23 protein-coding genes and 1 other RNA gene are annotated in these 25,064 nt (G+C 56.2%); 14 read left to right on the top strand and 10 right to left on the bottom strand.

The genetic code is table 11. The annotated features are described in order from the left end of the window. Positions 1 to 8: 8 nt before the first annotated feature. From SK53_RS10450 to amtB, 4 genes are all read left to right on the top strand, one after another. Positions 9 to 1,763 (top strand): SmdA family multidrug ABC transporter permease/ATP-binding protein, encoded by a 1,755-nt coding sequence (locus SK53_RS10450; RefSeq protein WP_023315528.1) that lies wholly within the window; start codon positions 9 to 11, stop codon positions 1,761 to 1,763. Then, complete coding sequence (locus tag SK53_RS10445) at positions 1,756 to 3,537, top strand: SmdB family multidrug efflux ABC transporter permease/ATP-binding protein (protein ID WP_023315529.1); 1,782 nt, start codon at positions 1,756 to 1,758, stop codon at positions 3,535 to 3,537. Before SK53_RS10450 ends, SK53_RS10445 begins: the two co-directional genes overlap by 8 nt. Positions 3,538 to 3,749: 212 nt before the next feature. Continuing rightward, on the top strand, positions 3,750 to 4,088 hold the full coding sequence (gene glnK / locus SK53_RS10440) for a P-II family nitrogen regulator (protein WP_006809867.1): 339 nt from the start codon (positions 3,750 to 3,752) through the stop codon (positions 4,086 to 4,088). A gap of 35 nt (positions 4,089 to 4,123) precedes the next feature. Then, positions 4,124 to 5,410: an ammonium transporter AmtB gene (gene amtB, locus SK53_RS10435; RefSeq protein ID WP_022650485.1), complete on the top strand. Its 1,287-nt coding sequence runs from the start codon at positions 4,124 to 4,126 to the stop codon at positions 5,408 to 5,410. Between the two features lie 93 nt (positions 5,411 to 5,503). On the opposite strand, the gene tesB is transcribed toward amtB, so the two are convergent. After that, complete coding sequence (tesB, locus tag SK53_RS10430) at positions 5,504 to 6,364, bottom strand: acyl-CoA thioesterase II (RefSeq protein WP_022650486.1); 861 nt, start codon at positions 6,362 to 6,364, stop codon at positions 5,504 to 5,506. A 203-nt stretch (positions 6,365 to 6,567) separates the two neighbouring features. Between tesB and SK53_RS10425 the strand changes: the two genes are divergently transcribed. Then, on the top strand, positions 6,568 to 7,095 hold the full coding sequence (locus tag SK53_RS10425) for a YbaY family lipoprotein (RefSeq protein ID WP_003859018.1): 528 nt from the start codon (positions 6,568 to 6,570) through the stop codon (positions 7,093 to 7,095). A 37-nt stretch (positions 7,096 to 7,132) separates the two neighbouring features. Here the strand turns inward: SK53_RS10425 and SK53_RS10420 are convergent, their stop codons facing one another. After that, complete coding sequence (locus SK53_RS10420) at positions 7,133 to 7,444, bottom strand: MGMT family protein (protein ID WP_003859016.1); 312 nt, start codon at positions 7,442 to 7,444, stop codon at positions 7,133 to 7,135. A gap of 170 nt (positions 7,445 to 7,614) precedes the next feature. On the opposite strand from SK53_RS10420, the gene ffs reads away from it, so the two are divergent. From ffs to SK53_RS10410, 3 genes are all read left to right on the top strand, one after another. Continuing rightward, positions 7,615 to 7,711, top strand: an RNA gene (ffs, locus tag SK53_RS22745) — signal recognition particle sRNA small type. 246 nt (positions 7,712 to 7,957) lie between these two features. Next, a complete protein-coding gene (locus SK53_RS10415) occupies positions 7,958 to 8,209 on the top strand; it encodes a hypothetical protein (RefSeq protein WP_006809862.1) in 252 nt (83 codons plus the stop codon). Next, positions 8,206 to 8,421 (top strand): hypothetical protein, encoded by a 216-nt coding sequence (locus SK53_RS10410; RefSeq protein WP_015571263.1) that lies wholly within the window; start codon positions 8,206 to 8,208, stop codon positions 8,419 to 8,421. The genes SK53_RS10415 and SK53_RS10410 overlap by 4 nt, the downstream gene beginning before the upstream one ends. Positions 8,422 to 8,491: 70 nt before the next feature. Here SK53_RS10410 and SK53_RS10405 read toward each other — a convergent pair whose 3' ends face one another. Beyond that, positions 8,492 to 9,913 carry a MocR-like transcription factor YczR gene (locus SK53_RS10405; protein WP_048209268.1) on the bottom strand — a complete coding sequence of 474 codons (1,422 nt, stop codon included), beginning with the start codon at positions 9,911 to 9,913 and terminating at the stop codon, positions 8,492 to 8,494. 84 nt (positions 9,914 to 9,997) lie between these two features. Here SK53_RS10405 and SK53_RS10400 point away from each other — a divergent pair, with 84 nt between their 5' ends. From SK53_RS10400 to SK53_RS10390, 3 genes are all read left to right on the top strand, one after another. Further along, entirely contained in the window at positions 9,998 to 10,609 is a 612-nt protein-coding gene (locus tag SK53_RS10400) for a membrane protein YczE (protein ID WP_048209266.1), read from the top strand. Between the two features lie 77 nt (positions 10,610 to 10,686). Continuing rightward, a complete protein-coding gene (locus SK53_RS10395) occupies positions 10,687 to 11,757 on the top strand; it encodes a LacI family DNA-binding transcriptional regulator (protein ID WP_023315532.1) in 1,071 nt (356 codons plus the stop codon). A 103-nt stretch (positions 11,758 to 11,860) separates the two neighbouring features. Then, complete coding sequence (locus SK53_RS10390; RefSeq protein WP_048209263.1) at positions 11,861 to 14,950, top strand: beta-galactosidase; 3,090 nt, start codon at positions 11,861 to 11,863, stop codon at positions 14,948 to 14,950. Positions 14,951 to 15,001: 51 nt separating this feature from the next. On the opposite strand, the gene SK53_RS10385 is transcribed toward SK53_RS10390, so the two are convergent. Next, complete coding sequence (locus tag SK53_RS10385; protein WP_047654117.1) at positions 15,002 to 16,561, bottom strand: EAL domain-containing protein; 1,560 nt, start codon at positions 16,559 to 16,561, stop codon at positions 15,002 to 15,004. A gap of 216 nt (positions 16,562 to 16,777) precedes the next feature. Between SK53_RS10385 and SK53_RS10380 the strand changes: the two genes are divergently transcribed. Both SK53_RS10380 and ykgO read left to right on the top strand, forming a co-directional pair. Beyond that, entirely contained in the window at positions 16,778 to 17,038 is a 261-nt protein-coding gene (locus tag SK53_RS10380; RefSeq protein ID WP_015571255.1) for a type B 50S ribosomal protein L31, read from the top strand. A 2-nt stretch (positions 17,039 to 17,040) separates the two neighbouring features. Further along, positions 17,041 to 17,181 carry a type B 50S ribosomal protein L36 gene (gene ykgO, locus SK53_RS10375; protein ID WP_003859006.1) on the top strand — a complete coding sequence of 47 codons (141 nt, stop codon included), beginning with the start codon at positions 17,041 to 17,043 and terminating at the stop codon, positions 17,179 to 17,181. Here the strand turns inward: ykgO and SK53_RS10370 are convergent. Continuing rightward, a complete protein-coding gene (locus SK53_RS10370) occupies positions 17,178 to 17,888 on the bottom strand; it encodes a GNAT family N-acetyltransferase (RefSeq protein ID WP_022650493.1) in 711 nt (236 codons plus the stop codon). The two genes, ykgO and SK53_RS10370, sit on opposite strands and share 4 nt — an antisense overlap. Before the next feature lie 101 nt (positions 17,889 to 17,989). Between SK53_RS10370 and SK53_RS10365 the strand changes: the two genes are divergently transcribed. Continuing rightward, positions 17,990 to 19,450, top strand: coding sequence for a MocR-like pyridoxine biosynthesis transcription factor PdxR (locus SK53_RS10365; RefSeq protein WP_048209260.1), 1,461 nt, complete (start codon positions 17,990 to 17,992; stop codon positions 19,448 to 19,450). Here SK53_RS10365 and SK53_RS10360 read toward each other — a convergent pair. From SK53_RS10360 to acrB, 5 genes are all read right to left on the bottom strand, one after another. Then, complete coding sequence (locus SK53_RS10360) at positions 19,422 to 19,889, bottom strand: YlaC family protein (RefSeq protein ID WP_022650495.1); 468 nt, start codon at positions 19,887 to 19,889, stop codon at positions 19,422 to 19,424. The two genes, SK53_RS10365 and SK53_RS10360, sit on opposite strands and share 29 nt — an antisense overlap. Before the next feature lie 116 nt (positions 19,890 to 20,005). Continuing rightward, positions 20,006 to 20,557 carry a maltose O-acetyltransferase gene (maa, locus tag SK53_RS10355; RefSeq protein ID WP_023315537.1) on the bottom strand — a complete coding sequence of 184 codons (552 nt, stop codon included), beginning with the start codon at positions 20,555 to 20,557 and terminating at the stop codon, positions 20,006 to 20,008. A 208-nt stretch (positions 20,558 to 20,765) separates the two neighbouring features. Next, on the bottom strand, positions 20,766 to 20,984 hold the full coding sequence (locus SK53_RS10350; protein ID WP_015571250.1) for an HHA domain-containing protein: 219 nt from the start codon (positions 20,982 to 20,984) through the stop codon (positions 20,766 to 20,768). A gap of 27 nt (positions 20,985 to 21,011) precedes the next feature. After that, entirely contained in the window at positions 21,012 to 21,386 is a 375-nt protein-coding gene (gene tomB, locus SK53_RS10345; protein WP_006809850.1) for an Hha toxicity modulator TomB, read from the bottom strand. A gap of 509 nt (positions 21,387 to 21,895) precedes the next feature. Continuing rightward, positions 21,896 to 25,042: a multidrug efflux RND transporter permease subunit AcrB gene (gene acrB / locus SK53_RS10340; protein ID WP_022650497.1), complete on the bottom strand. Its 3,147-nt coding sequence runs from the start codon at positions 25,040 to 25,042 to the stop codon at positions 21,896 to 21,898. Positions 25,043 to 25,064 lie beyond the last annotated feature (22 nt).

The following is a 25,064-nucleotide window of genomic DNA, read 5'->3' as shown; positions in this document are numbered from 1 at the left end:
AAGACCGCGTGCGATTATTTGCCCAATTAAGCTGGTACTTTCGTCGGGAGTGGCAACGCTACCTCGGCGCAGTGGCCCTGCTTATTATCATTGCCATTCTGCAACTGATCCCCCCCAAAGTGGTGGGCTACGTCGTGGATGGCGTTACCGAACAACATTACACCGCCGCACGGGTGATGATGTGGGTCGGTACGCTGGTGCTGACGGCCGTGGTGGTTTACCTGCTGCGTTATGTCTGGCGCGTGCTGCTGTTCGGTGCGTCCTATCAGCTTGCCGTTGAGCTGCGCGAGGACTTTTACCGTCAGCTGAGCCGCCAGCACCCTGAGTTTTATCTGCGTCACCGTACCGGGGATCTCATCGCCCGCGCCACTAACGATGTAGACCGCGTGGTGTTTGCCGCCGGTGAAGGGGTGTTAACGCTGGTGGATTCCCTGGTGATGGGCTGTGCGGTATTGATTGTGATGTCTACGCAAATTAGCTGGGAGCTCACGCTGCTGGCGCTGCTGCCAATGCCGCTGATGGCGCTGGCAATTAACCGCTACGGCGAGCAGCTCCATGAACGCTTTAAGCTGGCGCAGGCGGCGTTCTCGTCGCTGAACGATCGCACCCAGGAGAGCATGACCAGCATCCGCATGATCAAAGCGTTTGGTCTGGAAGACCGCCAGTCCGCGCTGTTTGCCGCCGACGCCGCCGATACCGGCGCGAAAAACATGCGCGTGGCGCGTATTGATGCCCGTTTCGATCCGACAATTTATATTGCGATTGGCATGGCGAACCTGCTGGCGGTGGGCGGCGGCAGCTGGATGGTGGTGCGAGGCACCATGACCCTCGGGCAGTTAACCAGCTTTGCGATGTACCTTGGGCTGATGATCTGGCCGATGCTGGCGCTGGCCTGGATGTTTAATATCGTTGAACGTGGGAGCGCCGCTTACAGCCGTATCCGCGCCATGCTGGCGGAAGTGCCGGTCGTGAACGATGGCAGCGAGCCGGTACCGGAAGGTCCGGGTATTCTCAAGGCTGATATCCGCGCCTTTATCTACCCGCAAACGGAACATCCGGTGCTTGAGAACGTCAGTTTCACGCTGCGTCCTGGTCAGATGCTGGGCATCTGCGGCCCGACGGGTTCCGGTAAAAGCACCATTCTGTCACTGATTCAGCGCCATTTTGACGTGAGCGAAGGCGATATCCGTTTCCACGACATCCCTCTGCCACGTCTGCTGCTGGATGACTGGCGCAGCCGCCTGGCGGTCGTCAGCCAGACGCCGTTTTTGTTTTCAGACACCATTGCCAACAATATTGCGCTCGGGTGTCCGACCGCGACACAGGACCAGATCGAGCACGTGGCGCGTCTGGCCAGCGTCCACGAGGATATTCTGCGCCTGCCGCAGGGCTACGACACGGAAGTGGGTGAGCGGGGCGTTATGCTCTCCGGCGGACAAAAACAGCGTATCTCTATTGCCCGCGCGCTACTGCTGGACGCTGAGATCCTGATTCTGGATGATGCGCTGTCCGCGGTTGACGGGCGTACTGAACATCAAATTCTGCATAACCTTCGCCAGTGGGGAGAGGGGCGCACGGTCATCATCAGCGCGCACCGTCTGTCGGCGCTTACCGAAGCCAGTGAAATTCTGGTGCTTCAGCACGGACATATTGCCCAACGTGGTCAGCATGAGCAGCTCGCCGGGCAGACCGGCTGGTATCGGGATATGTACCGCTATCAACAGCTTGAAGCCGCGCTGGATGAGGAGGTGGCCGATGCGTAAGTTTGGACAGATGTGGCCGACGTTAAAACGGCTGCTGGCCTATGGCTCACCGTGGCGCAAACCGCTTTCCATCGCCGTGCTGTTGCTGTGGATCGCCGCGATTGCGGAGGTGACCGGTCCGCTGCTTATCAGCTATTTCATCGATAACATGGTAGCGAAAGGCTATTTGCCTCTCGGCCTGGTCGCCGGGCTGGGCGTGGCGTACGTCGGGCTACAGCTGACGGCTGCAGGGCTGCATTACGCGCAGTCACTGCTCTTTAACCGGGCCGCCGTGGGCGTGGTGCAGCAGCTGCGCACGGACGTGATGGATGCCGCGCTGCGCCAGCCGCTGAGCGAGTTTGATACCCAGCCGGTCGGGCAGGTTATTTCGCGCGTCACCAATGACACCGAGGTGATCCGCGACCTCTATGTAACCGTTGTTGCAACGGTTCTGCGCAGTGCCGCGCTAATTGGCGCGATGCTGGTGGCGATGTTCAGCCTGGACTGGCGGATGGCGCTGGTGGCAATCACCATTTTCCCGGCGGTGCTGATCGTGATGGTGATTTACCAGCGCTACAGCACGCCGATCGTGCGCCGCGTGCGCGCTTACCTTGCAGATATCAATGATGGCTTCAACGAAGTGATCAACGGCATGAGCGTTATTCAGCAGTTTCGCCAGCAGGCGCGTTTTGGTGAGCGAATGGGGGAAGCCAGCCGCTCGCATTATATGGCGCGGATGCAGACGTTACGCCTGGACGGTTTCCTGTTACGTCCGCTGCTGAGCCTCTTCTCAGCGCTGGTGCTGTGCGGACTGCTGATGCTGTTCGGCCTGACGACGCGCGGAACCATCGAGGTGGGGGTACTGTACGCGTTTATCAGTTACCTCGGACGCCTTAACGAACCGCTGATTGAACTCACCACGCAGCAGTCGATGCTGCAACAGGCAGTGGTCGCGGGCGAACGTGTATTCGAGCTAATGGACAGGCCGCGTCAGACCTATGGCGATGACGAACGCCCGCTGGAAAGTGGATCCATAGCGTTTGATCATGTCTCGTTTGCCTACCGCGACGACCAGCTTGTCTTGCAGGATATCAACCTCGAGGTACCGTCGCGTGGTTTTGTCGCCCTGGTTGGGCATACCGGCAGCGGCAAAAGCACGCTCGCCAGTTTGCTGATGGGCTACTATCCGTTGACGCAGGGGGAGATCCGTCTGGACGGACGGCCGCTTGCCTCTCTTAGCCACAACGCGTTGCGTAAGGGCGTCGCGATGGTGCAGCAGGATCCGGTGGTGCTGGCGGATACCTTTTATGCCAACGTGACGCTGGGACGTCCTTTCACCCCTGAGCAGGTATGGGAGGTGCTGGAAACGGTGCAGCTGGCGGATCTGGCGCGCGGGTTAAGCGAGGGGATCAATACCCGGCTGGGTGAGCAGGGCAACAACCTCTCCGTCGGGCAAAAGCAACTTCTGGCGCTGGCGCGCGTGCTGATTGAGACGCCGCAGGTGTTAATTCTGGATGAAGCGACCGCAAGCATTGACTCCGGTACCGAGCAGGCGATCCAGCAGGCGCTGGCTGCCGTGCGGGATCACACTACGCTGGTGGTGATCGCCCACCGCCTGTCAACGATCGTCGATGCCGATACCATTCTGGTTCTGCACCGTGGCCAGGCCGTTGAACGGGGTACGCACAGAGCGCTGCTTGAGGCAAAAGGACGCTACTGGCAGATGTATCAGTTGCAGCTGGCAGGCGACGAACTGGCCGCCAGCGTGCGCGAGGAAGAGTCACTCAGCGCCTGATGCACCATAACAAGGCAATGCGCTAACAGACTTAACCGTTGGTGCAAAACTGAAACGCACCCTGCACTGCCATGGTGCGTTTTTTTTTCACTTTTTCCCGGCGCATGCGCGCCGCGGCGCTTTCCTCCTCACCTTTCACTTCTGGCACACCCTTTGCAATATCACTCTCGTGTTAGCTGCGGCCATTACCGAATTCTGACTGGAGGGGATATATGAAGCTGGTTACGGTGGTAATCAAACCATTCAAACTCGAAGACGTGCGTGAAGCGCTGTCTTCCATGGGTATTCAGGGACTGACTGTCACCGAAGTGAAAGGCTTTGGGCGTCAGAAAGGTCATGCCGAGCTTTATCGCGGGGCGGAATACAGCGTTAACTTCCTGCCAAAAGTGAAAATTGATGTGGCGATTGCCGACGATCAGCTTGATGAGGTGATTGATGTCGTCAGCAAAGCGGCCTACACCGGAAAAATTGGCGACGGCAAAATTTTCGTTGCCGAACTACAGCGCGTTATTCGCATCCGTACCGGCGAATCTGACGAAGCGGCGTTGTAAGTAACTCCTGGCACACAGTGATAGGGATCAAGAAAATGAAGAAAGCAACAATGAAAACAGGTCTGGGGTCGCTGGCACTGCTGCCGGGCCTGGCAATGGCTGCACCTGCTGTGGCAGACAAAGCCGATAACGCCTTTATGATGATTTGCACCGCGCTGGTGCTGTTCATGACGATTCCGGGGATCGCGCTGTTTTACGGCGGCCTGATTCGCGGCAAGAACGTACTCTCCATGCTGACGCAGGTTGCCGTCACGTTCGCGCTGGTGTGCGTGCTGTGGGTGGTTTACGGTTACTCGCTGGCCTTCGGGGAGGGCAACGCCTTCTTCGGCAACGTTAACTGGGCGATGCTGAAAAATATCGAACTGACCGCGGTAATGGGCAGCTTCTATCAGTATATTCATGTCGCGTTTCAGGGCTCATTCGCCTGCATCACCGTGGGGCTGATTGTGGGCGCGCTGGCTGAGCGTATCCGCTTCTCTGCGGTACTGATTTTCGTGGTGGTCTGGCTGACGCTCTCCTATATCCCGATTGCGCATATGGTCTGGGGCGGTGGTCTGTTGGCTTCCCATGGCGCGCTGGACTTTGCGGGTGGTACCGTTGTGCACATCAACGCCGCGGTAGCAGGCCTGGTAGGCGCCTACCTGATTGGCAAGCGCGTGGGCTTCGGGAAGGAAGCATTCAAGCCGCACAATCTGCCGATGGTCTTTACCGGCACCGCCATCCTCTACTTTGGCTGGTTCGGCTTCAACGCAGGTTCAGCCAGCGCCGCTAACGAAATCGCTGCACTGGCCTTCGTGAATACCGTTGTGGCAACCGCCGGCGCTATCCTCTCATGGGTATTTGGCGAGTGGGCCGTTCGCGGCAAGCCATCGCTGCTGGGTGCCTGTTCCGGGGCGATTGCCGGTCTGGTAGGTATTACGCCAGCGTGCGGTTACGTGGGCGTAGGCGGTGCGCTGCTGATCGGTATCGTCGCAGGACTGGCGGGGCTGTGGGGCGTTACCGCACTGAAACGTGTTCTGCGCGTTGACGATCCGTGTGATGTATTCGGCGTGCACGGTGTGTGCGGCATTGTCGGCTGTATCATGACCGGTATCTTTGCTGCCCAATCTCTGGGCGGTGTGGGTTACGCAGAAGGTGTAACCATGGGGCATCAGGTGCTGGTACAGCTGGAAAGTATCGCAATCACCGTTGTCTGGTCGGGTGTTGTGGCCTTTATCGGTTACAAGCTGGCTGATATGACCGTAGGGCTGCGCGTGCCGGAAGAGCAGGAGCGCGAAGGCCTGGACGTCAACAGCCACGGCGAGAATGCCTATAACGCATAATTTGAGTGCCTTGCCGGGCGGCGGCTTCGCCTTACCCGGCCTGAAAAAGCGTAATTTGCAGGCCCGGTAAGCATAGCCACCGGGCTTTTTACATCACCCGCGATTACGCATCACACCTTCCTGCACGGTAGAAGCCACCAGCACACCATCCTGGGTGTAAAATTCCCCGCGAACAAAACCGCGCGCGCTGGACGCAGAGGTACTTTCCACGCTGTAAAGCAGCCATTCATTCATATCGAATGGACGGTGGAACCACATGGAATGGTCAATTGTGGCTACCTGCATCCCTTTTTCGAGGAAGCCCACACCGTGCGGCTGTAGCGCAACCGGCAGGAAGTTGAAATCCGACGCATAACCCAGCAGATACTGATGCACGCGCAAGTCTGCCGGTACGCTGCCGTTGGCGCGGATCCACACCTGACGGGCGGGCTCAGCGGTATGCCCCTTCATTGGGTTATGAAATTCGACCGGGCGGATCTCCAGCGGTTTATCGCACAGAAACTTCTCTTTTACCTGCGGCGGCAACAGATGCGCGAGTGCGCGGGCTATTTCGGTTTCCGATTTCAGATCGTCCGGCGACGGGGCAGGCGGCATCTTTTTTTGATGTTCATAGCCCGGCTCTGGCGCCTGGAAGGAGGCGGTCATGTAGAAGATGGGTTTCCCATGCTGGATGGCCGCCACGCGACGGGCGCTGAAGCTTTGGCCGTCACGCAGAACTTCCACGTCGTACACAATCGGTTTAGCGCTGTCACCGGGGCGTAAAAAGTAGCTGTGGAATGAGTGCACCAGACGGTCTGCCGGAACTGTCTCCTTAGCGGCATATAGCGCTTGCCCCACGACCTGGCCCCCAAAAACCTGGCGTAAGCCTAAATCTTCGCTCTGTCCGCGAAAAAGCCCTTCTTCTATTTTTTCCAGGTTCAGCAATGTCAGCAGATTGTTCAGTGCCTGACTCATAGTGGTCCTCAATAAACGCCGTGGCGAAAGATACGCTGAGTATAACGCAGAAACGATAGTGGTCCGATGGGTAGAATAATCTTAATACCTGGGCAAAATTAGGCATAAATCCGTGATTTGTGCCACACTTGTTTACGTTATGTGAATAAAACGACATCGGATGGGATCGATCCCGCCGGTGCATTGATGATAAGGAGACTTCAATGAAACTCGTGCCTATGTTAAGCGGTGTTGCAATGGCGGTGGCGTTGTCCGCCTGTGCGGATAAGAGTGCCGATGTAGCGGTACCAACGGCGACCCCAAACGGGATTAACACCCTTTCACAGCAAGCTATTCGACAGCCTAACGTGTCCGGTACCATCTGGATCAAACAGAAAGTCGCTCTGCCGCCGGACGCGGTTTTAACGGTCACGTTATCCGATGCGTCTCTGGCGGATGCACCGTCTAAAGTCCTTGCTCAGCGTGCAGTTCGTACAGAGGGTAAACAGGCGCCGTTCAGCTTCGTGCTGCCGTACAACCCGTCTGACGTCCAGCCTAACGCGCGTATCCTCCTGAGCGCGGCGGTAACGATCAACGATAAGCTGGTCTTTATCACCGATACCGTACAGGAAGCGGTCAACAAAGGCGGCACCAAAATCGACCTGACCCTGGTACCGGTGCAGCAAACTGAAGTGCCTGTTGCAACGCAAACCAATCAGCCGACTCTGCCTACACCCCCAACACAGATGTAATTTTCCTTCGCCCTCTCCATGTTGACGGGAGAGGGCGTCAGTACTCCCAGCGATACTTCTGCATATCAATCTGTCCTGCCCCAGACACCTGTACCCCTTCTGAGAGTAATGCCTGACGCTGGCGCTGCAAGTCTGGCCCGGTGAGGGAAATGGCGCCATGGCGATTGACGACCCGGTGCCACGGTAACGTGCTTCCCTCCGGTAGCCTTCTCAGCACGCCTCCAACCTGACGCGCCGCGCGCGGAGAACCCGCCAGCCGGGCGACTTCCCCATAGGTCGTGACACAGCCTTCCGGAATCGAAGCCACGATTTGCCACACTCGCTGTGGGAAAGTGTCATGTTCGTCCATTGTTTCTCCTGCGGGAAATCAGCGAAGGGTAATGTTATACGAAGATAAAGAAGATTGTCGGGGCAGTTTGCGCAATAATCCAGCATCCGGTTGTCAGCGGCTTGCAATTGAGGTGCTCCACAGGGATAATGCGCCAGCGCGTTGGTTATCAACGCTCTCAATGGGGGCTCTGTTGGTTCTCCCGCAACGCTACTCTGTTCACCAGGTCAGGTCCGGAAGGAAGCAGCCAGGGCAGACGACGTGGGTGCCGGGATGTAGCTGGCAGGGCCCCCACCCATTTGTGAACCTCTCAGTTGTTCCCCTGAATAAACCTTCTAAATTATGTGACTATTGTATTTTCTGTAATACAGCCTTCATTTAACTGAAATAATAATGTCATAAACCTGTAATAATAGACTGTCATTTTATTTTCGGATGCCTTTATTCTGTCATAAGCTAAAAAATATATATCTGGATAACAAACTTATCTTCGTGTATTAAATTAAACACGTGTTCCGAAAGGATGTGACAATCATGGTTACTGCGGTTTTAAACGTTAAAATTGATGAAGCGCTAAAAGAAAGACTTCGCCACTATGCGGAAGACAATAATGAGAATTTAAGCGTGACCACAGAGAAACTGCTGCTGCTGGCATTTGAAGCAGTAGAAGAGGCGGGAGTATCGGAAGAGGATGTTGATAATCAGCATACGGAAGAAGAGAGCGTAACTCCATTTACTCCTAAAGAAATCAAAGCACTACGTAAACTTCTGAAGAAGAGAAAATGAAACAACAACTATCGACTGCCAGTGACTACAACGAGGCCTGCAATCTGTTACGTTCCGGCTACGTGAAACATGTTCGTCTTGGCTGGAATGTAGGAAGTGATGAGTTCTTTCGAATTGCGTCTGACTGGTGTGATACCGGTGCAAAAATAAAGAAAGAAGGGGATAATTTCATTATTTCGCTGAAAGGCTTCCCGATTCCTCCTCAACATTAAGCTGTTCTTCACGAAAACTGCTGACTGCATGCGTTACAGTCAGCAGTTTTTATTGTTTCTGGCGAATAATTTACACCAGGCTCCGTTTTACTGGCGCTACACTTTTATTTAACGCACGCCACAGCGGTTTGATCCGCAATAATGCCTCTTCAAGTTCTGGCGGACTGAGTGAGAAGGGCATTCGCAGATAGCGGTCAAACGCGCCTGAAAGCCCAAAGCGCGTGCCGGTGCCCATAATGATGCCTGTCGTCTCGGCGCGTGCCGCCAGCTGCGTCGCCAGCATGCCGGGTAATTCAATCCAGTATGAGAGCCCTCCCTCCGCTTCCTGAAACCGCCATTCGGGGAAATGTTCCCGCAGCATCTGGCCGCAGCGGTCGCGACGTTCTGCCAGCATTTCCCGCCGGGCAGGCAGGAAGGTTTCACTGTTTTCGATAAGCCACAGCGTGGCCAGTTGTTCCAGCACCGGAGAACCCAGATCCAGCGTGTCGCGCGTCTGCGCGAGCGTGGCGATAGTGCGGGACGAGGCGCGGATCCAGCCGAGACGCAGCCCACCCCAGAAACTTTTGCCTGCGGAACCCAGCGTCATCACCGCGGCCTCCGGGTTAAAGGCGGCCAGCGGCGGCGGCGGGGGAGCATCGAACCAGAGATCGACCATGGTTTCATCCACCACCAGCGTGGTGCGGGTTTGCGCGGCGATGTCGGTTATGGTCTGGCGCGTCGCGGCATCCATGCAACGCCCGGTCGGATTATGAAAATCCGGCATCAGATAGGCCAGACGCGGGGCGGTCTGGGCGAGCGTTGCGGCAAAACCGTCGGTATCCCAACCCGTTTCAGGCAGCGAGACGCCCACGGGCCGGCATAGCGCTCCCTGAATGGCGGCTATTGCCAGCGGGTAAGTGGGATGATCCACCACCACGCGATCCCCGGGACCGGTCATCATTCTTAAGATCAGGGCAAAGCCGCTGACGGCGCCGTTCACCACCATCACTTCGTCTGCCCGGGTGGGCAGACCGCGTGCGGTGTAGCGGGCGGCGATAGCTTCACGCAGCGCCGGAAGCCCAAGCTGATCGTACCCGGTCAGCGCCAGATTCGGCGTGATGGCCGTCAGCGCGTGGGCGTAGGCCTGGTGGATCTCTGGCCCCGCGTTGAGCGCGGCGGTTGAGAGATCCAGCGCCGCACTGGCTGTGGAAAGCGTGGGCACGGCGCGGCTGTCTGGCAGGATCGCCCGCGAACCGCTGCCGTGACGGCTCTCCAGATAACCTTCTTCCCGCAGATGCGCCAGCGCGCTGCTGATGGTGGTGCGGCTTATGCTCAGTGCGGTGGCCAGCTCCCGCTCTCCGGGCAGGCGCGTGTTTAGCGCCAGCCTGCCATCCAGAATCAACAGGCGTAACGCGTCAGCCAGCTGGCGCCACAGCGGGGTACGGGAAGAGGCTTGCTGCCAGTGCCCTAACAGGCGTACCAGAGACTGGCTTCCAAAACGACGTGATGACATGTGCAGTCCACTATTTGAAAACTGGACATTAATCATAGTGCCATTTTCACCGAAGATGGAACCTGGTTCTTCGGAGAAGAGAAAATGGTACGTCGTCTGGTACAACTTTATGTCGGTTTAGGCCTGTACGGGCTTTCAACCGCGATGTTTATTCGTTCGGATCTGGGTGTCGACCCTTGGGATGTCTTTCACCTTGGCGTCGCCATCCAGACAGGGATGAGCATCGGCACGGTGATTATTTTAACCGGGGCAGCGGTGCTGCTGCTGTGGATCCCGCTGCGTCAGCTGCCGGGGCTGGGCACTATCAGTAATGTGATTTGTATTGGTCTGGCGGCAGATGCGTCAATGGCGCTGATCCCTGAGCTCACCTCGCTGCCCGTGCGCATCACCCTGCTGGTTTCCGGCATTGTGGTTAACGCCCTTGCCACCGGGATGTATATCGGCGCGGGTTTTGGCGCAGGTCCGCGCGACGGCCTGATGACCGGCATACACGCCCGGCTGGGCTGGTCGATCCGCAGCGTGCGTACCGCGATCGAGGTGACTGTGTTGATCGTCGGCTACCTCCTCGGGGGAGCGTTTGGCGTTGGAACCGTGCTGTATGCATTAACCATCGGCCCGCTGATCCAGCTCTGTTTGCCGTGGTTTCGCCAGAGACCGCGCATTCAGAAAGCTCCACAGCCGGAGCGGATTGTTTAATTTTGCGAAGCGCTCACAGGCTATGATGGCGTAACTGTGTCAGAATAGAGACTTCTCTTTTCACGACGCCAGAATGTATGAAAGCGATCACTCTTTATGACGTTGCCCGCGTGGCAGGCGTTTCTTATCAGACCGTTTCCCGGGTGATTAACGACGCGGAACACGTTTCTGCCCGTACGCGGGAAAAGGTCCGGCAGGCCATGGCGGCGCTACACTATGTGCCCAACCGTGGCGCGCAGCAGCTGGCCGGGAAACGCACCCGTACGCTGGGGCTGATGACCAGCGATCTGGCGCTACATGCGCCGTCGCAAATCGCCTCAGCTGTAAAATCCCGGGCAGTGGAGCAGGGGGCTAGCGTACTCATCTCCATGGTGGAGCAACCCGCGCAGTGTCAGGCTGCTTTGCAGGAATTACTGGCGCAGCGCGTAGAGGCGCTGCTGGTGAACGTTCCGCTGGAAGATGCCCTGGCAGAAATGCTTCAGGAAATGGCCTCGCCGACCCCGGTTCTTTTTCTCGATGTGTCCCCCACAGCTCGGGTTAACAGTCTCGTTTTCAATGCCGAACAGGGCGCTGCCCTGGGGGCAGAGCATCTGCTTTCGCTGGGGCACCAGCGAATTGCGCTGCTCGCCGGGCCGGAAAGTTCTGTCTCTGCCCGGGCTCGTCTGGCGGGATGGAAAACCACGCTCGCTCAGGCCGGCGTGGAGGCGTTTGCGGTGGCGCAGGGCGACTGGAGCGCGGCTTCGGGCTATGAGAAAGGGCATCAGCTCCTGGCGGGCGCGCAGCTGCCGGAGGCGATCCTCGTCGCTAACGATCAGATGGCGCTTGGCGTTTTACGCGCCTGTGCGGAAAAAGGCGTTGCGGTACCGGGGCAAATCTCGGTTGTCGGGTTTGATGATACGGCTGACAGCGCGTGGTTTTCACCTCCGCTCACCACCGTTCGGCAGGCGTTCCGCGAGGCCGGTGAGCGCAGCGTGGAGTGGCTGATGGCACCTGCCCATCACGACGAATGCTGGCAGGAACAACTTCCCGTTACGTTGAGCGTGCGTCATTCCACCGCGCCGCGCGCCGCACAGCAGGCCGATCGTGAAGATCTTGCGCAACAGCTCAGAACGCTGGCGCTGCTGGCGGAGAAACTGGCGCGCAGCTAGCACTTTTGTGATCGTGCTCGCCTGGTGACGATCAAAGTCTTTACCGCTACCGTTTACCAGGGCATGTTGGCTAAAATTGTGAGCGCTTCGCAAAGAGGTTGATATGTCTTCTACATTGCCGCTGACTCTCAGCGCACTTCTGGCGCGTCGTGACTGGGAAAACCCGGGTGTGACGCAGTGGAATCGTCTGGCCGCACACGCGCCTTTTCATAGCTGGCGCGATGAAACCTTCGCCCGCGAGGATAAGCCTTCGCGGAGCAAGCGTCTGCTTAACGGCATCTGGCGATTCAGCTTTTTCCCGGCGCCAGAGCAGGTTCCGGAGGCATGGATAACGGACGATCTGGCTGATGCCGTTGAGATGCCCGTGCCGTCGAACTGGCAGATGCAGGGATTTGATACTCCCATCTATACCAACGTCACCTATCCGATAAATGTGAACCCGCCCTATGTTCCGGCTGAAAACCCAACCGGTTGTTACTCGCTCACATTTGAGATGGATGACGCCTGGATGTGCAGCGGGCAAACCCGCATTATTTTTGACGGGGTGAATTCAGCTTTTCATCTGTGGTGTAACGGCCAGTGGATGGGCTATTCGCAGGACAGCCGTCTGCCTGCGGAGTTCGATCTCAGCGCGGTGCTGCGACCGGGGCAGAACCGCCTGGCGGTGATGGTGTTACGCTGGTGCGACGGAAGCTATCTGGAAGATCAGGACATGTGGCGGATGAGTGGCATTTTCCGTGACGTCTCGCTGCTGCACAAGCCGGAAACGCGAATTGCCGATTATCAGATCGTGACCGATCTGAATGCCGAATGCGATCGGGCGAAACTCCGGGTTGACGTTGCGCTGGAAGGCACACGCTACGCCGAATGCGAGGTGGCGTTTACCCTGTGGCGTAACGGCGAAGCCTGCGCGCAAACCACGCAGCAGCCCGGATCGGCCATCGTGGACGAACGCGGCAGTTGGGCAGAACGGCTTAGGGTGGCGATACCCGTGAACGCTCCTGCGCTATGGAGCGCTGAAACACCGGAATGCTATCGGCTGACAATGTCGCTTCGGGATGCGCAGGGTAACGTGCTGGAGACTGAAGCCTGCAATGTCGGTTTCAGACGCGTCGAAATCAGCAACGGCCAGCTGAAGCTTAACGGCAAACCGCTGCTGATCCGCGGCGTGAACCGTCACGAACATCATCCTGAGAAGGGGCAGGTGATGGATGAGGCGACCATGCGCCGCGACATCGAACTGATGAAGCAGCATAACTTCAACGCCGTGCGCTGCTCGCATTATCCGAACCATCCTCTGTGGTACACGCTTTGCGATCGCTACGGCCTGTACGTGGTTGATGAGGCGAATATTGAAACCCATGGCATGGTGCCAATGAGCCGCCTGGCGGACGATCCGCGCTGGCTGCCTGCCATGAGCGAACGCGTAACGCGTATGGTGCAGCGGGACCGGAATCATCCGTCCATCATCATCTGGTCCCTGGGGAATGAGTCCGGGCATGGGGCGAATCACGATGCGCTGTACCGCTGGCTGAAAACCACCGATCCCACGCGGCCGGTGCAGTATGAAGGCGGCGGCGCCAGTACGGCGGCAACCGATATTGTCTGCCCGATGTACGCTCGCGTCGATCAGGATCAGCCGTTCCCGGCGGTGCCAAAGTGGTCGATTAAAAAGTGGATTGGTATGCCGGACGAAACCCGTCCGCTGATCCTGTGCGAGTATGCCCACGCGATGGGCAACAGCTTTGGCGGCTTTGCCAGCTACTGGCAGGCATTCCGCAGCCATCCCCGGTTGCAGGGCGGCTTTGTCTGGGACTGGGTCGATCAGGCGCTGACGAAAAAAGCGGAAGACGGCACGGTATTCTGGGCCTACGGCGGCGATTTTGGCGATAAGCCCAACGACCGACAGTTCTGCCTCAACGGGCTGGTGTTTCCCGATCGCACTCCGCATCCCGCCCTTTACGAGGCGCAGCGTGCCCAGCAGTTCTTTACCTTTACGCTGGTGAGCACCGCTCCGCTGGTCGTCGAGATCCAGAGCGATTATCTGTTCCGTCATACTGACAACGAGTATCTGCGATGGTCGGTGGCGCGTGACGGTGCGGTACTGGCTTCCGGCGAAACACCCCTTTCTGTTGCGCCCGAGGGGACGCAGCACGTTGAGATCCCGCTGCCTGAACTTGTCGCTGAGCCGGGCGAGGTCTGGCTCAACGTGGAGATCGTTCAGCCGCAGGCCACGCCGTGGTCGCCGCCCGGCCACCGTTGTGCCTGGGATCAGTGGCCGCTTCCGGCGCCGCTGTACCTTGCGCCACCGAAAGCAGGCGGAACCCCTCCGCAGCTAACGGTGCAGGACGAGGCGCTGGACATTACTCATCAGCAGCAGCGCTGGCAGTTTAGCCGTCTCACCGGAAACTTGACCCAGTGGTGGAACGAGGGCGCTGAAACGCTCCGTTCTCCGCTAACGGATAACTTCACCCGCGCGCCGCTGGACAATGACATTGGCGTCAGCGAGGCGACCCGCATCGATCCGAACGCGTGGGTGGAACGCTGGAAAGCGGCAGGGATGTATGAGATGTCCGCGCGCCTCCTCCAGTGTGAAGCGGAGCAGCATAACCGTGAGGTGATAGTGACCACGCAGCACGTCTGGGAGCATCAGGGTAAAGCGCTGTTTATCAGCTGCAAGGTCTGGCGGATTGATGACCACGGGGTGCTGCACGGTGATGTGCAGGTGACGGTGGCGTCTGACATTCCTGAGCCCGCTCGCGTGGGCCTGAGCGTTATGATGGCGGATATCCCGGAAACGGTGCGCTGGCTGGGACTAGGCCCGCTGGAAAACTATCCGGACAGAAAACTGGCGGCGCAGCAGGGGCGCTGGGCGTTACCGCTGGAAGAGATGCAGACGCCGTATATCTTCCCGACGGAGAACGGTTTGCGCTGCGACACCCGCGAGCTGACGTTTGGCTCCCATCAGTTGCAGGGACAGTTCCATTTCTCCCTGAGCCGTTATAGCCAGCGGCAGCTGCATGAGACAACGCATCAGCACTTGCTGCGGGAAGAGGCTGGCTGCTGGTTGAATCTTGATGCGTTTCACATGGGCGTAGGGGGGGACGACTCATGGAGCCCGAGCGTAGCCCCGGCCTTCATTCTGCAAAACCGCCGGCTGCGCTACACGTTTAGCTGGCAGCAGAACGGCTGAGCCGAAACGTGCGGCCACTGCCGTGGCCGCACGTAACACCGCACAATCGGTTTATTTCCTGAGGTTGTGCGCGGCCCAGAGAATGAAATCCTCTTTAGGCAGCGCCTTGCTGAAATACCAGCCCTGGCCGTACTGCACGCCGTGGCGATGCAACCATTCGATCTGCCCTTCAGTTTCAATGCCTTCTGCGACCATCGCCAGTTTAAGCGATTTGGCCATTTCGATGATGTGGGGAGTCACGTGCTTGTACTCCAGCGCATCCACAAAGGATTTATCAATCTTCAGAGTATCGACATCCAGATCCTGCAAATAGCTCAGGCTGGAGTAACCCGTGCCAAAATCATCAATGTAGATAGCGTGCCCGGCGCGGCGAAATGCAGCGATAGCAGGTACGCTGACGGCAGGATCGGCAAACCCGCGCTCGGTTAATTCAAGGGCGATCTGGCGCGGGTGGACGCCCCATTTGTTGAGCAACTGACTCAGCTGGCGAGGCAGCTCGGGGGACGTTAAATCCGATGGCGCAAGGTTGACAGAAATATGCAGTTCCGGGTGATGGTGTAGCCAGGCGCCTAGATCCTCAAATACCTCATTTACCACTAGCCGCGTCAGCGTTGAAATAAGCCCTGTCTGCTCAGCCAGCGGAACAAAGAGATTAGGCGACAGGTTACTGCCATCTGGCTGCGGCCAGCGCATCAGCGCTTCAGCACCCACCAGTTTTCCACTACACAGCGCCACGATGGGCTGGTAGTGAACCTCGATCTCCCGGTTGTTGATCGCGTCGATCAGGCGGTGACGCGGGGACAGCAAACGGCGGAGAATGCGCATGACAATAAGGGCAGCAACCAGGCTTAGCAGTATGCCAGCCGGTAGCCAGATGATCAGTTGCTGGTGCCAGGAAGCCGCCAGCGGTTTTAACGACACCCAAGCGATCACCGTAAACCCCAGTTCGGGTACAGGTTTCATCACGTACATTGAGCCGTTGTATTGCACGCGCGTAACGTCCTGCTGCTCCTTAACGACAGAGAGAATATACGGGTCGAGAACATTGCTTCTGGCAAATATATGATGGGTTGAGCTGCCCACCAGGGCGGCATCCATTGAGATTTCACCAAACGGAACAACATCCACAAGCGACGCCGGATCGACCATTACCAGATAATGTCCTTTCCCCAGAACGGCCATATAACGCTGAATGCCGAGGTCGTTTTGCGAGGTGAGCCACGCGCTATAACCATCTTCGGTGATCCGCATTGGGGGCGGTAAGATCGCCGTATCACTGGATTGTTCAAGCGATGAGCAGAGCGGTTTCAGGTTATCGATATACATCACTTCCTGGATATAGCGCCATGAGAACGCGACCCGGCGCATTTCGCGTAAATGCGGGGGAGTGCAGGGCGGGGCGTGGAATGTCTGTAGGTGCGTGAGCGCCTGTTTTGCCTGCGCAACGACTCTGTCGGTACGGATCAGGACACGCGAGGCATAGCTGTCCAGCGCGTCCACAAATTTCTCCTCAGCCTGACGATGCGCCAGCCAGATACTGAGGCACACAGGGACCAGCACAGAGAAGATCAGTACGCCTGTCACCAGGCTGACCAGATGTCGGGTTCGCATGCTGTTTTATCCTTCCCATATGCCCGCCCCGGGCCTGGAGTTTGCGCGCCAGAGGAAAAAGTTTTTATCGGTAAATGATATAGTTATAGCATGCAACCGTCTCAGGCAGGTATCTGAATAAACCTTTCAAAAACAGGCTGCGCGTCACAGGGGTTGTTTTTGCAGCAAAGCTCAGATAGTATTTTGTTATGTTATAACAATACATGAAGGCCAGAGATGAAACCGAATATCCATCCAACCTATCGCACCGTTGTGTTTCACGACACCACGGCTAATGAATATTTTAAAGTTGGCTCAACGATTAAGACAGATCGTGAAATTGAGCTTGAGGGGAAAACGTATCCTTACGTTACTCTTGATGTCTCCTCTAAATCACATCCGTTTTACACCGGGAAGCAGAAGACCTTCTCGACAGATGGCAGCGCGGCACGCTTCCGCAAGCGTTTTGGCGGCTTTCTTGATGCGAAGCGAGGCTAATCATGCAGGTGCTTAACTCATTGCGCAGTGCAAAACAGCGTCACCCGGATTGCCAGATAGTCAAACGCAAGGGACGCTTATACGTGATTTGCAAATCTAACCCGCGCTTTAAGGCGGTGCAGGGGCGTAAAAAAAGGCGCTAGACGCGCGTTTCTCGCCAGCTTTCCAGGGATCTTTTCTGTTTGCCGTCGGCAGTAAAATTGTCGGTGGCAAGCCAGCTTTCAAAGGCGCTCGCCAGCGCTGGCCACTCTTTGTCGAGAATTGAAAACCAGTCGGTGTCCCGGTTTCGGCCTTTAATGACCAGCGCCTGGCGAAAACGCCCTTCAAACTGAAAGCCAAGACGCAGGGCCGCTTTGCGGGAGGGTTCGTTCAGGCTATTGCACTTCCATTCATAACGCCGGTAGCCCAGGGTATCGAACACGTACCGCATCAGCAGATACTGCGCTTCTGTCGACATGGGCGTGCGGCTTAACAGTGACGAGAAGTGAACATGTCCCACTTCCACGACGCCGTTTTTAGGATCGATCCGCATCAGGGACAGCGTCCCGACAGGAGACTGGGTCTGGTTATCGATAACGGTAAAGTGGATGGGATCGGCTAATTCGCTTACGCTCGCCACCCATTCGGCAAACTCCTCTGCGGTGGCATCGGGCTCACGCAGCAGCCACGTCCAGCTTCGGGTATCTCCGGCCACGGAATACGCAGAGAACAACGCGTGGGCATGCTCCATGCGCAGCGGCTCAAGCCGACAATAGCGACCCTGAAGTACCACCCGGGACGGGTGCGGCCGAGGCTGCCAGTCGATAAGGCTTTCCCCTACAGGTTGACCAAACTCATTGAATGTATTCATCTTTATTTCCATGATGTTAAGAAGATCTCCAGATTAATGAATTGCTGGTTCCTTAAAAAGAACCACCAGGTTATGTTTTTCTGGTACCACAAGGAGGAATGATGAATATACCGGGTGATGAGCTATACACCTTGCTCCATGCTGCGCTGAAAAAACGTGGGACAGAGACGCTCCAGCGCGCGCTCTATCTTGCTTTGCGGGAGGCCATACTGTGCGGAAGGCTTCGGTCCGGCAGCCATTTGCCCGGCTCACGAACGCTGGCGCATCAGATCTCGGTGTCCCGAAATACCGTCAACGCGGCGCTGGACCAGCTCACGCTCGAAGGTTATTTGCTGCGTAGCCGCCAGGGCACGCGGGTGGGGCAATTCGCTCCTCGTACGATTGCCCGGACATTACCGGACCCGGACGTCAGGCTGACAAAACGTGTCGCCCGGCTGCCCGCGCCTGTGCCGCGTGACACTCCGGTGATGGCGTTTACGCCGGGAACGCCTGCCATCAACTATTTCCCCTTGCCGCTGTGGCGGCGGTTGTACGATCGCGTCCTGCGCGAGGAGGGAAGCGCCCTGTTAGGGTATGGCGACCCTGCCGGCGAGCCGTCGCTACGGGCCGCCATTGCCCGCCATCTTGCGCTCTCCCGCGGCATTGACTGTGACGCCAGCCAGATAGTGATAACCGAAGGGGCGCTGGAGGGCGTCAATCTGTGCACAATGCTGTTAAGCGAGCCGGGGGATGTCGCCTGGGTGGAAAATCCCGGCTATAGCGGCGCCAAAAGCGCTTTTGTCAAAACCGGCCTGGCGATGACCGGCATACCGGTGGATGACGAGGGGATGTGCTGGGAAGGGCTGTGTGCGCCTTCACCCAAGCTGATTTTTACCTCGCCATCGCATCAGTTCCCTTACGGAAGCGTACTCAGCGCGCGGCGGCGTCTGGCGCTGCTGGAACTGGCCCGGCAGCACAACGCGTGGATCATTGAGGACGATTACGACAGCGAATTCCGTTATACCGGTGAGCCCGTCCCGGCGATGCTGGGTATGGTCAACAACGCGCCCGTTGTGTATCTGGGGACGTTCAGCAAAACGCTGTTTCCGTCGCTCCGAATGGGGTTCATGGTGTTACCGCCAGCGCTGGCGAAGGCGGCACGTCCCGCCATCGGCTCGCTGCTGCGCGGCGGGCATCGCGCTGAACAGCGCACCCTGGCGCTGTTTATTGAGGAAGGCCACTATGCGCGACATCTTGCCGCCATGCGCCGACTTTATCGTAAGCGATACCGCCAACTGCGAGAGGTGCTAAGCGCAGAGCTTCATACGCCGCATCGCGTTCTTGCCGGAGAAGGAGGGATGCACCTGGCGCTGGCGATTGACGGTATCGACGACCAGCGGCTGGTGGAGCAGGCAAGAGCGTTTCAGCTGGCACCCGCTGCGCTGAGCGGATATTACCTTGAGACGAAGCAGGGGCAAACCGGTCTGGTTTTAGGTTACGGCAATACCTCTGCTTCGCAGTTTGCGCCGGGTATCCGACGTCTTCAGGCGTTAATTACGCAGCAGTGGGGCGGGAAAGGGTAAAGACATCATAAAAAGAGAGCTGGCCCTTGGTGGTGACCATTTTCTGCAACTTCTCTTTTTGCCCGGCTTCGACAGCCGGCGAGTGCAGGATGCTGTCGATCAGCTCCTTCGGCACGTAACGCGTGTTGTACCACTCCCCGTTGTAGCACACGCGGAAATCGAGTACGTCGATATCTTCATACCGGTAACGCGGATTGACGTCGAAAAAGAAAAACGCGTTAAACACCACGAACAGCACTACCAGCAGCCAGACGGAATCGACCAGCGTTTCAGACTTCAGCATGACGATAAGCGTTGCCAGCCAGGCGGCGTACATGGCGACGAACAACCCGGGGTGTTTGCGAATAAAGCTGATGCTAAAGCGCGGGCGATTGTCGCGCTTTTCGCGAGTATTGAGATCGTCGATGGTGGCGGTAAGCAGGCGCTGTATCTCTGTCATTTTTTGCCTTTATGATTGTTGAAAATACAGGTGATCTGCTTATTTTATGAGAGGGGTTTACGCGATGAAAGTAACAGTTATGCCAGGAAAAAGCATAACAGTTACTCAGGATGCGCTTAGAGCATTTTAATGATTTTCGCCGGATTGCCGCCCACGACAGCATTGGCCGGCACGTCTTTGGTCACTACCGCGCCGGAAGCGATAACCGCATTATCGCCAATGGTTACGCCCGGGTTAATGATCGCACGTCCGCCGATCCAGACGTTATCACCAATGGTGACCGGTTTACCGTACTCCAGCCCGCTGTTACGTTCGGTCACATCCAGAGGATGCGTGGCCGTATAAATGTGCACCCCCGGCGCAAGCATACAGTTATCGCCAATGCGGACAGGGCAGACATCCAGCATGACGCAGTCAAAGTTGGCATAAAAATTTTTGCCCAGATAGATGTTATACCCGTAGTCGCAGCGGAAGCTCGGTTCTATATAGGCGCCTTCGCTTTGACCCAGCAGGTCAGCTAATAAGGCGCGACGTTCGGCCTTCTCATCGGGTGCGGTATGGTTATAGCGGTGAACAAGATGACGCGCGCGTAAACGGTCAGCCCTCAGCGTGTCATCGCCAGGGCGGTAATATTCACCTGCAATCATCTTCTGTTTTTCTTCACTCATGGGAACCTCTCTGGAATCGTTTTACGCAGCGTAAAGAGGATTAACCAGAAAGGGAACGTTCCCTAAAAGCGGCTGTGACGGGAGTCACAACATTTATGCGCATAAATACGTTTTATACGGGAACCTGGCGTTTGCACTTGAAGCGTAATTCGAAAGGTAAATTCAGCTTAACAACGGGCGTAGTGCCTTTACAGTCTCTCTTCAACGATTAACGAACAAATTTCCATACCGAAGAGGGGATCTTGTCATACAGTTTATTCATGGTTAGTTCAGCCAGACGATGGTCGGCAGCTGAATAAAATACCGCCAGTTCATTATCAGAGAGCTCGTATTTATTTTTTTCAATAACACGTTCGAGGGTGTCAATTGACTGGCAGCGTCGCAGGCGCATCAAATAATCGACTTTTGTTAATGGTTTATCAGACATAAATTCACCTTAGTAATTGTAATAATTTTAACAGGAAAGACTAACCGGATTAGCTCTGCTGACATTAGTGAAGCAGCGAAATAGACGGTTTCCTGATTTACGCCATTTCTGCAAATCCTGTGCGTTAATGCCGTAGCTGCTGAACAACATAAAGGTGTCGTCCAGGTATTCATCAATTTGCTCTATCAACTTATTATCTTCATTGTACTTAATTTTATAATTAAGTGCGAAGGTGGCGATATGCTCGATCAGCTCGTTAAGCTGTAAATTGATAGCAGACGTTGGATCGTTCACCCAGCCATGGTTACTTTCTTCAAGATTGGCAAGGCAGTCATGGTACAAGGATTCGCAGAGAAATTTCAACTGCGCGATATCATGCCTTTTTGGCGAGTACTCGTCCATAGCGCATCCCCTTCTGAGTGATTTTTTACTCACCGAACATCATGTCGGGATGGATACAACTTGCTTAGCCACATGGGACCTGTGTTCCTGATAACTCTAACTATAAGCCACTCTGATCAAGATTTCACCGCGCTATTACGAAAAATTACAATTAAATCGTTACTGTGCGAGCCTTTACGCAAATGTACCTTTTGCAGCAACCACGTTAATCAAATAAAAAACCGTTTTTTATCGGTTCCTTAAAATTCATTGAGTTAGCGCAAAGTTTCATGTGAAGTCCGAAACCAGATATCTTCAGATAATTTCCGTTACTTAGGAATAGTCCGAATAATTTACGCCGCAAAATGATAATAAAAGAAGGCTGAGTTCCTGGTGTAAGTTATCGGCCTATTATGCAGGCCTCATTTAAAAAGAAGAAAATAAATAGAAAAGCAATAGGTCTATTTTATGATTTTTTCTGAAAATGAAAAAGGCCGCAAATGCGGCCTTTTTATCATGTGAAACCGGTATCAGTGATGTTCTACCGAATGATTGTGCTCAACATCTTCATTTTTGCGGCTGAAGCGGCGACGAACCACCACAAAGAACACCGGTACGAAGAAGATGGCGAGAACGGTCGCCGTGACCATACCACCCATTACACCCGTACCTACCGCGTTCTGTGCGCCGGAGCCCGCGCCGGAGCTGATAACCAGCGGCATAACGCCGAGGATAAACGCCAGGGACGTCATCAGGATTGGACGCAAACGCATACGAACGGCTTCCAGCGTGGCTTCAATCAGGCCTTTTCCTTCTTTCTCCATCAGATCTTTGGCGAATTCGACGATGAGTATCGCGTTCTTCGCCGACAAGCCAATGGTTGTCAGCAGGCCCACCTGGAAGTAAACGTCGTTGGTCAGCCCACGGAAGGTCGCGGCAAGCAGTGCACCGATAACCCCCAGCGGAACCACCAGCATAACGGAGAACGGAATCGACCAGCTCTCATACAATGCCGCCAGACACAGGAACACCACAATCAGAGAAATGGCGTACAGGGCAGGGGCCTGGTTACCGGACAGACGTTCCTGATAGGACATGCCGGTCCAGTCGTAGCCGATACCCGCAGGTAGTTTGCTGGCCAGTTCTTCCATCAGGTTCATGGCTTCACCGGTGCTTCGGCCTGGCGCTGCCTGACCGAGGATTTCCATCGATGGCAAGCCGTTATAACGCTCCAGACGCGGCGAACCGTATTCCCAGCGCGAGGTTGAGAAGGCGGAGAACGGCACCATCTGGCCATCGCTACCGCGAACGTACCAGTTGTTGATATCGTTCGGCAGCATGCGGTACTGCGCTTCGGACATCACGTACACTTTCTTCACGCGACCACGGTCGATGAAGTCGTTAACGTAGCTACCGCCCCAGGCGGCGCCCAGCGTGGTATTAATGTCACTGATGGAAACACCCAGCGCCTGCGCTTTTTCCTGGTCGATATCGATCTTGTACTGCGGCGTATCTTCCAGACCGTTAGGACGCACGCCCACCAGCAGGTCAGGGTGTTTTGCCACCTCGCCAAACAGCTGGTTACGCGCCTGCGTCAGTTTTTCGTGGCCCAGACCGCCCTGGTCAATCAGCTGGAAGTCGAAGCCGGTCGCCGTACCCAGTTCAACAATCGCTGGCAGGTTAAAGGCAAAGACCATCGCATCTTTAATCTGTGAGAAGGTGCCCATTGCACGGCCGGTAATGGCTTCTACCTTGTTCTCTGCACCTGGACGTTCAGACCAGTCTTTCAGAGAAACGAAGGCGATACCGGTGTTCTGACCACGACCCGCGAAGCCAAAGCCGTTAACCGCAAACACGGATTCGACGTTGTCTTTCTCTTTGGTCAGGAAGTAGTCGGTCATCTCATCCAGCACTTTCTGCGTACGCTCTTGCGTCGCACCGGCCGGAAGCTGCGCCATACTCAGGAACACGCCCTGGTCTTCATCTGGCAGGAACGAGCTTGGCAGACGAACGAACAGGAATGCCATCCCCACCACGATGATGATATAGAGCAGCAGGTAACGACCGGTGCTGCGCAGGATGTTACCCACGCTGTCGGTGTAGTGGTGCGTGCTCTTATCAAACATGCGGTTGAACCAGCCGAAGAACCCTTTATGCTCGCCGTGTCCGCCTTTCTGAATCGGCTTCAGCATCGTCGCGCACAGGGCTGGCGTCAGGATCAGCGCAACCAGTACCGACAGCGCCATCGCCGAAACGATGGTGATGGAGAACTGACGGTAAATCGCACCGGTAGAGCCGCCAAAGAAGGCCATCGGGATAAATACCGCGGACAGTACCATCGCGATACCGACCAGCGCGCCCTGGATCTGGCCCATAGATTTACGGGTTGCTTCCTTCGGCGGCAGGCCTTCTTCCGCCATCACACGCTCGACGTTTTCGACCACCACGATGGCGTCATCCACCAGCAGGCCGATGGCGAGCACCATCCCGAACATCGTCAGGGTGTTTATCGAGTAGCCAAATATCGCCAGAACCGCGAAGGTCCCAAGCAATACAACCGGTACGGCGATGGTTGGGATCAGCGTCGCGCGGAAGTTTTGCAGGAACAGGTACATTACCAGGAAGACGAGGATGATCGCCTCAACCAGGGTTTTTACCACTTCGTGAATCGAAATTTTTACGAACGGCGTAGTGTCATACGGATAAACGATTTTCAGACCTGACGGGAAGAACGGTTCCATCTTCTTCAGCTCTGCACGAATAGCCGTCGCGGTGTCCAGGGCGTTAGCGCCGGTCGCCAGTTTGATACCCAGACCAGATGCCGGCTTGCCGTTGAACTTCGCGATAACGTCGTAGTTCTCGCCGCCCAGCTCCACTTTCGCTACGTCACGCAGGCGAACCTGCGAACCGTCCTGATTCACTTTCAGCAGAATTTTGCTGAACTCATCCGCGGAGGTCAGACGGGTTTGCGCGATGATCGAGGCGTTAAGCTGCTGGCCCTTGACCGGCGGCGTACCGCCTAACTGACCGGCTGCCACCTGGGCGTTCTGCGCTTTGATGGCGTTAATCACGTCAACCGGCGTCAGCTGGAAGTTGTTCAGTTTATTCGGATCCATCCAGATACGCATGGCGTACTGGGAACCAAACAGCTGAACGTCACCCACACCTGACGTACGGCTGATGGCGTCCTTCATGTTGGCGCCCACGTAGTCGGAAATATCCTCCTGCGTCATGGTGCCGTTGGTGTTGATCACGCCGACAACCATCAGGAAGCTACTGGACGATTTCTCGACGCTCACGCCCTGCTGTTGTACTTCCTGCGGCAGCAGAGGCATCGCCAGCTGCAATTTGTTCTGCACCTGAACCTGCGCAATGTCCGCATCCGTACCGGATTCAAAGGTCAGGGTGATCTGAACCGTACCGGTTGAGTCACTGTTTGAGGACATGTACATCAGGTTATCGATACCGTTCATGTTCTGTTCGATAACCTGCGTAACGGTATCCTGCACCGTTTTCGCATCAGCGCCCGGGTAGGTTGCGGAGATCGTTACTGCCGGTGGCGCAATCGTTGGATATTGCGCAACAGGCAGCTTCAGGATCGCAAGTCCCCCGGCCAGCATGATGATAATGGCGATCACCCACGCAAATATGGGGCGATCGATAAAGAAATTAGGCATGTCTTAACGGCTCCTGTTTAAG

Origin of the sequence: Enterobacter sp. MGH119, from assembly GCF_001037675.1 — a bacterium.
GTDB lineage: Bacteria > Pseudomonadota > Gammaproteobacteria > Enterobacterales > Enterobacteriaceae > Enterobacter > Enterobacter hormaechei_C.
Note: the sequence above shows the minus strand (reverse complement) of the source record. Positions and strands in the feature narration are given on the sequence as shown.